General features: G+C 46.1%; 10 protein-coding genes and 2 tRNA genes. 10 read left to right on the forward strand and 2 right to left on the reverse strand.

The window, feature by feature from the left end; translation table 11 throughout:
• Window positions 1-38 precede the first annotated feature (38 nt).
• The gene (locus CI595_RS24120) at window positions 39-2,657 is read right to left on the reverse strand and encodes a transglycosylase domain-containing protein (RefSeq protein WP_095176154.1); all 2,619 of its coding nucleotides are present in this window, start codon (window positions 2,655-2,657) and stop codon (window positions 39-41) included.
• Window positions 2,658-2,984: 327 nt separating this feature from the next.
• Between CI595_RS24120 and CI595_RS24125 the strand changes: the two genes are divergently transcribed.
• On the forward strand, window positions 2,985-3,641 hold the full coding sequence (locus CI595_RS24125) for a YigZ family protein (RefSeq protein ID WP_095176155.1): 657 nt from the start codon (window positions 2,985-2,987) through the stop codon (window positions 3,639-3,641).
• A gap of 217 nt (window positions 3,642-3,858) precedes the next feature.
• On the opposite strand, the gene CI595_RS24130 is transcribed toward CI595_RS24125, so the two are convergent.
• Window positions 3,859-4,377 carry a peptidylprolyl isomerase gene (locus CI595_RS24130; RefSeq protein WP_065540694.1) on the reverse strand — a complete coding sequence of 173 codons (519 nt, stop codon included), beginning with the start codon at window positions 4,375-4,377 and terminating at the stop codon, window positions 3,859-3,861.
• A gap of 540 nt (window positions 4,378-4,917) precedes the next feature.
• Here CI595_RS24130 and tsaE point away from each other — a divergent pair.
• The 9 genes from tsaE to CI595_RS24180 all read left to right on the forward strand — a co-directional run bounded on the left by tsaE (window position 4,918) and on the right by CI595_RS24180 (window position 10,067).
• A complete protein-coding gene (tsaE, locus tag CI595_RS24140; protein WP_330397483.1) occupies window positions 4,918-5,352 on the forward strand; it encodes a tRNA (adenosine(37)-N6)-threonylcarbamoyltransferase complex ATPase subunit type 1 TsaE in 435 nt (144 codons plus the stop codon).
• Window positions 5,353-5,366: 14 nt separating this feature from the next.
• Window positions 5,367-6,095, forward strand: coding sequence for a tRNA (adenosine(37)-N6)-threonylcarbamoyltransferase complex dimerization subunit type 1 TsaB (gene tsaB / locus CI595_RS24145; protein ID WP_095176157.1), 729 nt, complete (start codon window positions 5,367-5,369; stop codon window positions 6,093-6,095).
• Complete coding sequence (rimI, locus tag CI595_RS24150; RefSeq protein ID WP_095176158.1) at window positions 6,082-6,516, forward strand: ribosomal protein S18-alanine N-acetyltransferase; 435 nt, start codon at window positions 6,082-6,084, stop codon at window positions 6,514-6,516. The genes tsaB and rimI overlap by 14 nt, the downstream gene beginning before the upstream one ends.
• Before the next feature lie 128 nt (window positions 6,517-6,644).
• Window positions 6,645-6,893 carry a hypothetical protein gene (locus CI595_RS24155; RefSeq protein ID WP_095176159.1) on the forward strand — a complete coding sequence of 83 codons (249 nt, stop codon included), beginning with the start codon at window positions 6,645-6,647 and terminating at the stop codon, window positions 6,891-6,893.
• Window positions 6,894-7,033: 140 nt separating this feature from the next.
• The gene (locus CI595_RS24160) at window positions 7,034-7,945 is read left to right on the forward strand and encodes a ribonuclease Z (RefSeq protein WP_095176160.1); all 912 of its coding nucleotides are present in this window, start codon (window positions 7,034-7,036) and stop codon (window positions 7,943-7,945) included.
• A 61-nt stretch (window positions 7,946-8,006) separates the two neighbouring features.
• A complete protein-coding gene (gene tsaD, locus CI595_RS24165) occupies window positions 8,007-9,038 on the forward strand; it encodes a tRNA (adenosine(37)-N6)-threonylcarbamoyltransferase complex transferase subunit TsaD (protein ID WP_095176161.1) in 1,032 nt (343 codons plus the stop codon).
• Complete coding sequence (ispD, locus tag CI595_RS24170; RefSeq protein WP_095176162.1) at window positions 9,038-9,739, forward strand: 2-C-methyl-D-erythritol 4-phosphate cytidylyltransferase; 702 nt, start codon at window positions 9,038-9,040, stop codon at window positions 9,737-9,739. The genes tsaD and ispD overlap by 1 nt, the downstream gene beginning before the upstream one ends.
• Before the next feature lie 55 nt (window positions 9,740-9,794).
• Window positions 9,795-9,880, forward strand: a tRNA-Ser gene (locus CI595_RS24175).
• 98 nt (window positions 9,881-9,978) lie between these two features.
• Window positions 9,979-10,067, forward strand: a tRNA-Ser gene (locus CI595_RS24180).
• Window positions 10,068-10,381: the final 314 nt, after the last annotated feature.

Genomic DNA, 10,381 nt, shown 5'->3' on the forward strand with positions numbered 1-10,381 from the left:
CCAATCTGAACCGATTGGAAATGCTCCTTTTTTATAAACTATTCAGTCTCTCCGCCGCCTTCAGGGGGAGCCGGGTCGGGCGTATCCGGTGTATCGGGCGTATCCGGCGTGTCCGGAGTATCGGGTGTATCAGGATTGTCCGTTGGTGTATCGCCTCCGGGTGTATCCGTGGGGGTATCACCGGGATTATCCGTTGGTGTATTGCCGTTATTATCCGGCGGCGTATTAGCCGGATTGTCTGTAGGTGTATCCGTAGGTGTGTCAGTCGGCTCGTTGTTTTCCTCAGCCGGAGGCGTGTATACTTTGTTGGAGTGGACATTACACCGTTTCTTTGGTATCTCATCCGTTTCAAAATACTCTGTGATGGTTGGGCAGTTATAGTTTGGAAGCAGGCCCGTCTCGCTGCAGACTGTGGTTTTTGACACAGTTGCCGGTATCTTGAAATCAGTATCTGTCTTGCCTTCGTGGAGCCTCTGCATAATTTTACGCCATAAGTCCTGATGATAGGTTCGGTAATCACCGGATGGCAGTTTTGTATTATCATCATATCCTGACCACACCGTACAGGTGTAATAAGGGGTATATCCTGCAAACCAAAGGTCATTGTAGCCCTCTGTGGTACCTGTCTTACCGGCTACATGCATGTTGTCAAGCTGAAGTCTGGTACCTGTACCGTGGTCCACAACATCTTCCATAGCACTGGTGAGCAGATAAGCTGTGCTGGGTTTGATGACCTTTGTCTTTTCGGGTGTGTTATCAAGGAATACATTGCCATCCTCATCCAGGATCTTGGTATAGAACATTGGTTTGATATATGTTCCGTTGTTGGCAATCGCCGCATATGCGGCAGTCAGTTCCAGGTTGCTCACACCTCTTGTGATACCGCCAAGTGCGGTAGGCTGTCCGATATCGGAGTAGACTTTTCCGTCCACAGTCAGAGTATCAACAATAGAGGTAAAACCGAATTTCAGCAGATAATCGTATGCAAGCTGAGGTGTTACATCGGTAATACATTTTACGGCAACTACATTGACAGAATTTACGATAGCATCTCGGATGGTGGTAGGACCGCCATAGCTGCCGGTCAGCCAGTTCTTTACAGGTTTTCCGTTAGCGTATTCGTAAGGTTCATCATCATAAACGGTTGCCAGTGTCTTGTCACACTCATTCAGCGCCGGTGCATAGGTGGATACAATTTTGAAAGTAGAACCGGGCTGCCTTACGGTTCTGGTCGCTCTGTTCAGGGATAGACTGGTGGCTTTCTCGCCTCGTCCTCCCACAATTGCTTTTACATATCCTGTGTGCTGATCCATGATACACAAAGAGGACTGGGGCTGCGGTGTAAAATATGCCTGTTCCGCGATAACGGTACTTCCGTCCTCCGTCTTTGCTGCTTTGAAAGCATCAATATAGGATTGCGCCTGCTCCTGACTGTCAAAGAGAAGAGAGAAATTGGGATCTTCATTTTCTTTGAAATAAGTGGTCATCATTTCCTTGCTGAAGTTTTCTTCTGTCCCATCCGGATGCGCGATGGTCAGCGCATAATCAAGTCCCATCTGGGTACCGGCAGGAAAGTTTTCCGGATTGCTGTACTCCTCATCGCATATCTGCTGGACTTGAGGATCCTGTGTGGTGTAGATGCGCAGACCACCGCTGTAAAGCGCATTGTAGGCCTGCTGTTCGGAATAACCCTTCTGGGTCATCAGATCATCAATCACCTGTCTTGTCAGCTCGTCAATGAAGTAGGAATAAGTATCGTCCTCCTCGGAGGATTCCGCTTCCACTGCCTGGATACGGTCATAAACATTGTCTGCCAGACATTCGTCATATTGTTCCTTTGTGATATAACCCTGGTCCAGCATATGCTCCAGGACATCCTGGCGTCTTTTCGCATTCTCTTCCGGGTTCACAGCCGGGTTAAAACGCGTGGGGTTCTGGCTGATACCGGCGATAACGGTTGATTCCGATAGTGTCAGCTCGCTGACGTCCTTATTGAAATAGCCGTGCGCGGCTGCCTGAACACCATAATTGCCATTGCCCAGGTTGATGGTATTCAGATAACTTTCCAGAATCTGGTCCTTGTCCTTCAGCTGTTTTTCCAGCTGGATAGCCAGGTACTGTTCCTGGAATTTACGTTTGAAACGTTCTACTACAGACTCATTGGTCCAGTCTTTGAATACATTATTTTTCAGAAGCTGCTGGGTAATGGTACTGGCGCCTTCTGAAAATTTAAAACCACTGGTGATGCCTTTTACCCCTGCACGGACAATACCGCGCAAATCAATACCGTTGTGTTCATAAAAACGTTCATCCTCAATGGCGACTACTGCATGCTGCAGATCAAGAGGAATTTTATCAATAGTGACCGGCATACGGTTTGAGTTAGGTGCTGTCAGTTTCTGAAGCTGATTGCCGTCAGAATCATAGACAAAGGTTGCTGAGCCAATTGGCATTATATTTACGTCATCAATATCCGGCGCATTATCCAGCAGACCCTTGAAGGCACCAAAACCTACGCAGCCGCCGATTACCATTATGGCAATCAGGGAAATGAAAATGATGCGTATAAAAGAAACGTGTGCCTTCTTCCCCATCATAGTAGAGCGGGAGGAAAGCGAATTGCGCTTCTTATCAGTCGCACGTTTTCCAAAATTCATGTAGTTTGCCTCCTTTTCCTGATTATATACCATACCCATACCATCTATACAGAAGACCAGCTTGTCCACGCCTGGTTTTGCCTGTTTTCCGGTAAAGATAAGAGGGCAATATAAGCAGTATACGTTCCTATTATAGCAAAATGGCATAGCGAAATAAAGTAGAACTTATAAATTTAATGGAATTTAAGAGAAAAGTTATAACTTCAAACAACCATTGTTATCTGGTACTACACGCATATTATAATTTATGATATGATAGTTTCAAATGCATATGGCATTGATTCAAATTTATATTTTACAGAGAAAAGCAGTAAAAGGAGGATTCCCATGCTGGAACAATACAAAACAATCTACGAGGGCGGCGAAGGTGAAATCACAGAAAAGAAATCACGTTTCGTTGCTGCGGTAAGGCTGGTAAAGTCTGAAGAGGAAGCCCTCAGCTTCATAGAAGAGGTTCGGAAAAAACACTGGAATGCTGCCCACAACTGTTATGCTTACGTCATAGGCCAGAGAAAAGAGACCATGCGCTGCAGTGATGACGGAGAACCGTCAGGCACAGCGGGTAAACCCATGTTGGATGTACTTTTAGGAGAGGACCTTTACGATACAGCCGTGGTAGTCACCAGATATTTCGGCGGAACGCTCTTAGGGACCGGCGGTCTTGTCCGTGCCTACTCAAAAGCCGTCCAGGAGGGCCTTGCCTGCAGCCGGGTGATCACAAAACGCCATGGTATTCTCCTGGAAATAGGAACCGACTACAACGGCGTGGGTAAACTTCAATATCTTTTCGGCCAGCGCGGCATCCCCATCACGGATTCTCAATACACCGAGAACGTGAAACTCCAGGTCCTCGTCCCCAAGTCCGAAGAAAATCCCATAAAAAAAGCCGTGACAGAGGCGACCAACGGCCGTGCCTCCATCACAGACTTAAAAGAACTTTACTTCGCAGCCCTGGACGGTGAATACCTGACTTTCCATGACTGACCAGCCATACCCGCTTCCCTCCTCCGCCTTGCAGATTGACAAAATATTCAGCACTGACGGTCTTGTTTGGAGCGGATGGAGCAATAGCATTTGTAAAAAAATACCCTGTCCGCACAAAAACCGGTTCAGCGCTGTATTACTCTGGCTGTAATTAGTACTCACTATTTACGCCATATAAATACAACACTCCAGTCTGTGCCGACAGGGTACTCACACATTAAAATTTCTCAGGTTCAGCGTACTCCACACCAAAAGTTTCCACAGTCATACTCTGGATCGTCTGTGGCTCCATAGGACGATCACTATAATCTGTCTGAACATCAGCGATGGCATTCACCACATCCATGCCTTCCGTCACTTTACCAAAAGCAGCATACTGTCCGTCCAAATGCGGTGCATTCTCATGCATGATAAAAAACTGGCTTCCGGCAGAATTCGGATCCATAGCACGTGCCATAGACAAAACTCCGGCATCATGCTTCAGGTTATTCTCAACCCCATTTCCACTAAATTCACCTTTAATAGAGTAACCCGGACCACCCATTCCGGTTCCCTGAGGGCAGCCGCCCTGAATCATAAAACCACGGATCACCCGATGAAACACCAGTCCGTCATAAAATCCATTTTTCACCAAACTAATAAAATTATTCACAGTATTCGGCGCAACATCCGGATACAATTCCGCCTTAATAACGCCCCCATCTGCCATAGTGATCGTAACAATAGGATTAGCCATATCAAAAATCTCCTTTTAAACATTTTCCTCTATTATAATCTCTAAAAATAAAAGGTGCAAGAAATTTCTTTTTTATACTTGTAGCATAAAAGATAATTTTATATTATAATTTAGGATATCTCCAAAATTAAATATCCACAGAATAAATATATTTTTAAATTATTTTTTAAATTTATCACAGATGAAATGATAAAACCATACATTGTTCCACTTAATACATGTATCATACAATACTATTGCACCAAACAGGCACATATTATTTCCATTAAACTTTAGCATGCCATTGTACCGCCTGTGAAAACCAGGGTAAGCCGGAGCGGCGGCGGGGCGTGTGTCTGTGGGAGCGATGTATAGTGGAGCGGGCAGAAGATCCACCTGCCCCAGACACTTAATGAGGAAGCCTCTGCTGACGAATTTAGTGACTGGGAGCAGGTTAGCTTCTGACCAAGCGAAACGCTTCGCTCCCACAGACACACGCCCCGCCGCCGCTCCGGCTTACCCGTCCCGTCCCCATATCAACCCAAAAAGGAGCTGTCCCACATGCTGACAATAGAAACCAACACCCCTCAAGAAACCTTCGCCCTAGGCCAACACCTGGCCCAAAAAGCCACCCCCGGCCAAATCTACACCTTAAACGGTGACCTGGGCACCGGCAAAACCGTCTTCACCCAAGGCGTAGCCAAAGGTCTGGGCATAGACGAGCCTGTCAACAGCCCAACCTTCACCATAGTCCAGATTTACGAAAGCGGCCGTCTGCCCTTCTACCATTTTGACGTTTACCGCATCGGAGACATAGAAGAGATGGAAGAAATCGGATATGATGATTACTTCTTCGGTGAAGGCATCTGTCTCATAGAGTGGGCAGAGCTAATAGAGGAACTTCTCCCTCCGGATATTATAAAAATAAATATAGAAAAAGACCCCTCCAAAGGCTTTGACTACCGAAAAATAACCATAGAAGGTCTAAATAAATAAGGAGATGACAAAAAATGAAAATCTTAGCACTTGACAGTTCCGGACTGGTAGCATCCGTTGCCGTAGTGGAAGACGATATACTGGTGGCTGAATACACCATGAACTACAAGAAAACACATTCCCAGACCCTGCTTCCCATGCTGGACGAGGTGAAAAAAGCCATATCCCTGGACTTAAATTCCATTGATGCCATAGCAATAGCTGCCGGCCCCGGCTCCTTTACCGGACTCAGAATAGGTTCCGCAACAGCTAAAGGCCTGGGACTTGCCTTGAATAAACCTCTGATAGGTATTCCCACTGTAGATGCCCTTGCCTATAACCTATACGACACAGCCCCGGACACGCTGATCTGCCCCATCATGGACGCCAGAAGAAAACAGGTTTACACAGGCCTATACTATTTTGAAAACCATACCTTGAAAATATTAAGACCCCAGGACGCCCTCCCTATGACCGACCTGATAGAGGAACTGAACCGGAGAGGAAAATCTGTTATCTTCCTGGGTGACGGCGTCCCTGTCTACCGTGAGCTAATAGAGGAGACATGCCGGGTCCCCTATTCCTTTGCCCCGGCTCATGTGAACAAACAAAGAGCAGCCGTTGTTGCTGCCCTTGCCGAGATTTACTATAAGGAAGGAAAAATGGAAGACGCCGCAGAGCATCAGCCGGATTATCTGAGAGTATCACAGGCTGAGAGAGAACGCGCGGAACGTCTTGCAAAAGAAAAAAATGCTGATAATTAGAGATATGCGCCCTGAAGACACCACAGCAGCGGCGCAGATTGAAGCGGAAAATTTTTCACGCCCCTGGATGGCATCCGGTTTTCTGGACGCCGTGCACTCTGCCCATGCAATTTATTTTGTGGCGGAGCTTGACGGCGTTATCACAGGATACGCAGGCATGTGGACAGCCCTGGACGAAGGCGAAATAACCAATGTCTCCGTAAGATCCTCCTGCTGGGGAAAACATATAGGGCGTCAGCTTGTGGAGGCACTTGTGGAGGCAGGCAGAAAAGCAGGGGTCTCCTCCTTCTTTCTGGAAGTGCGCCAAAGCAACAAAAGAGCGATCGCTCTGTACCGTTCCTGCGGTTTTGAAGAGGCAGGACTAAGAAAAAACTTCTACGAGGCTCCCACGGAACACGCCGTCGTAATGTGCAAAAGATAGCAGAGCTGCTATCTTTTTCTATATCTGCAACTGTTTCCCACTGGGTTTCTGCACATATTTTTTGTATAATGACAGAGAAGAGACAGATATGGTTTGGCGTACAAGCTCAAAGCAGGAGGATAAAGATTATGCGAAAATACGAAAAAAAGGAAACGGGCATGCTCACAGAGTTATACTGCAACCGCTGCGGAAAGAAACTGCATGTGGAAAACGGTATCGCTATGGAAGGGGTTCTTCCTGTAGACATAGCCTGGGGATATTTTTCCAAAAAAGACACGCAGCGCCACCAGTTTGACCTGTGTGAGGACTGTTACGATGAGATTATCCGGGGATTTGCCATACCCATTGATAAGAAAAATGAAAAGGAATTGTTGTAGTGGAAAAAAATGTGTGCTAAGATAGAAGCGCAGTCCTCGCCAAAGGCGATCCTGCATGAATTTTCAAACAGACTCCAGGTACTGTGCAGGTAGTGAACAGTTGCCGAAGTCAATATGGAAGAGAAATGAGGATATGACAGATGCTGGATGTTTGTCTATTGGGTACAGGAGGAATGATGCCGCTCCCAAGGCGGAAACTCACCTCACTTATGACCCGCTATAACGGCAGTAATTTTATGATAGACTGCGGCGAAGGCACACAAGTCGCAGTAAAAGAAAAAGGATGGAGTTTCAAGCCGATCGATGTGATCTGTTTTACACATTATCACGCAGACCATATCAGCGGGCTTCCGGGACTCCTTTTAACCATGGGGAATGCAGAGCGGACAGAAACGCTGACACTGATCGGCCCTAAGGGGCTGGTTCGGGTAGTTCAGGCTCTTCGTGTCATTGCTCCGGAGCTTCCCTTTGATATACAATGTATAGAGTTGACACAGCCGGAGGAGCAGATAGAACTCTGCGGATACCATATTACGGCATTCCGGGTAAACCATAATGTGACCTGTTATGGTTACTCAATAGAAATCAAGAGAGGCGGCAAATTTGACGCTTCCCGTGCAAAAGAACAGGGAATTCCCCTGCAATACTGGAATCCCCTTCAAAAAGGCCAGACTATAGAGGCAGACGGCAGAATATATACACCGGATATGGTTCTGGGACCTGTCAGAAAAGGCATAAAACTGACATATACCACAGATACCCGTCCTGTAAGATCCATTGCAGAACATGCAAAAGACTCTGATCTGTTTATCTGTGAGGGCATGTACGGAGAGCAGGACAAAGAGGAAAAGGCTAAAGCGCACAAACATATGACTTTTAGGGAGGCCGCACTTCTGGCGAAAGAAGCGCAGGTAAAAGAGCTATGGCTCACACATTACAGCCCATCCCTTGTGCGGCCGGAGGAAGCGCTTCCGGAGGCGTCGAAAGTATTTCCGAATACCATTGCAGCCAGGGACAGACAGTCCGTGGAACTGCAGTTTGAGGAAGAATAAGTTTGATCGTTCAGTCGTCTGAACGATTCCGAATAAGTTCTGTAAAAAAGGAGAATGTAAGATGGAGAAGACAAATGAGGATGTACTTGTCCTGGCGATTGAAAGCTCCTGTGACGAGACGGCCGCCTCTGTGGTAAAAAACGGCAGGACTATATTATCTAATATTATTTCGTCCCAGATAGAGCTTCACAAGTTATACGGAGGCGTTGTTCCTGAGATCGCGTCCAGAAAACACATTGAAAAAATCAACCAGGTTATTGAGGAAGCCCTGAAAGAGGCGGATGTGACCCTGGATGACTTAGATGCGATTGGTGTCACTTACGGGCCGGGGCTTGTGGGCGCACTGCTTGTGGGTGTGGCCGAGGCAAAGGCTATCAGCTTTGCAAAAGATATCCCTCTTGTGGGAGTGCATCATATAGAAGGTCATATTTCAGCGAATTATATAGAGCATCCTGATCTGGAACCGCCGTTTCTCTGTCTGGTAGTATCCGGAGGACATACCCATCTGGTGATCGTAAAGGATTACGGTACGTTTGAAATCCTGGGCAGGACGAGAGATGATGCGGCTGGTGAAGCCTTTGATAAAGTGGCAAGGGCTATTGGCCTTGGCTATCCGGGAGGACCAAAAATAGACAGGCTTTCCAAAGAGGGAAATGCCTATGCGTTTGATTTTCCAAAGGCGAAAGTGGACGAAGCGCCATATGATTTTAGTTTCAGCGGCGTCAAATCAGCGGTTTTGAATCATTTAAACAAATGCAAAATGCAGGGGGAAGAGATTGTTGCGGCAGATGTTGCGGCCTCTTTTCAGCGTTGTGTTGTTGAGGTGCTTGTGGAACATGCCATTGCGGCGGCAAAGGACCATAAGATTGACAAGTTGGCGATCGCAGGAGGCGTGGCGTCAAACAGTGGTTTGCGCACAGCTATGGAGGAAGCCTGCAGAAATAACAAAATCCAATTTTATCATCCATCCCCCATTTTCTGCACAGACAATGCAGCCATGATAGGGGTGGCGGCTTATTACGAATATCAAAAAGGAACCAGGCATGGTCTTGATCTGAATGCAATTCCAAATTTGAGATTAGGAGAGCGCTGATGAAATCCACAGCAATCGTGCTGGCTGCAGGCCAGGGAAAGAGAATGAACAGTAAAGTACAGAAGCAGTTTCTTCTAATTAAGGGGAAGCCGGTTCTGTATTACAGCCTGTCCTGTTTCCAAAATAGCAGGGAAATTGGAGAAATTATTGTTGTTACAGGAAAAGAGAGTATAAATTTTTGTAAACAGGAAATTATAGAAGCATATGGTTTTTCAAAAGTAAAGGCAGTGATACCAGGCGGTAAAGAACGCTATGACTCCGTCTATGCAGGACTGTGCGCCTGTGAAGACAGCGATTATGTGTTTATTCACGATGGAGCCAGACCTTTTTTGTCAAATGACATGATCAGAAGAGGAAAAGAGGCGGTACTTGACTATGGGGCCTGTGTAATTGGGATGCCTTCCAAGGACACCATAAAAATTGCAGATGAAAATGGAATGGTGGAGTCTACGCCCAGCAGAAATAAGGTGTGGAATATTCAGACTCCTCAAATCTTTTCTTACACTGCGATCCGGGAAGCACATGAGAAAGCGCGGCAGCAAAACATGGCTGATATCACGGACGATGCCATGGTTATAGAGCGCTTTGGAAACATGAAAATCAAGCTGGTAGAAGGCTCATATGAGAACATAAAAATCACAACGCCGGAGGATATTGTTGTTGCAGAGAAAATTTTGGAAAAAATTCAAAAAATCTATTGACAACTTCCGACATAAGTGATAAGATACCACTTGTCGCTGACCGAGTGATAGATATGGAGAGATATCGAAGTGGTCATAACGAGGCGGTCTTGAAAACCGTTTGTCCGCAAGGGCGCGTGGGTTCGAATCCCACTCTCTCCGTTCCCGAAAGCATATATCGAGAACGAACCGGGGTGGTAAGTTCAAGATTAGTTGTGATGCTTTTGGATATATAAATGAATAGTTATTTTATTCAGCCTGGAGAAGTACCCAAGCGGCTGAAGGGGCTCCCCTGGAAAGGGAGTAGGTCGTTAATAGCGGCGCGAGGGTTCAAATCCCTCCTTCTCCGTTTTCTCTTAAAAAAAGAGAAAAAAGTTGTTGACAAACGACAAAAGTTATGATAATCTATTATAGCTGTCGCAAAAACGACAACATCCAATTGCTGGAAGCCTTTCAAAAAGGCTGACAACAAAAAAGAGTTTGAAAAAACTTAAAAAAAGTTCTTGACAAGCCAAAAGAGATATGATAAAATATCGAAGCTGTCAAAAACTGACAGGAACCTTGATAACTGAACAGTGAAACACATGAATCGAAAATTCTTTTACATTCATTAGTAACAAACGAACGGTTCTAAACGAACCAAAACAGTAAAAGGGATAAATT

It is taken from the genome of Blautia hominis, assembly GCA_002270465.1.
Lineage (GTDB): Bacteria > Bacillota > Clostridia > Lachnospirales > Lachnospiraceae > Blautia > Blautia hominis.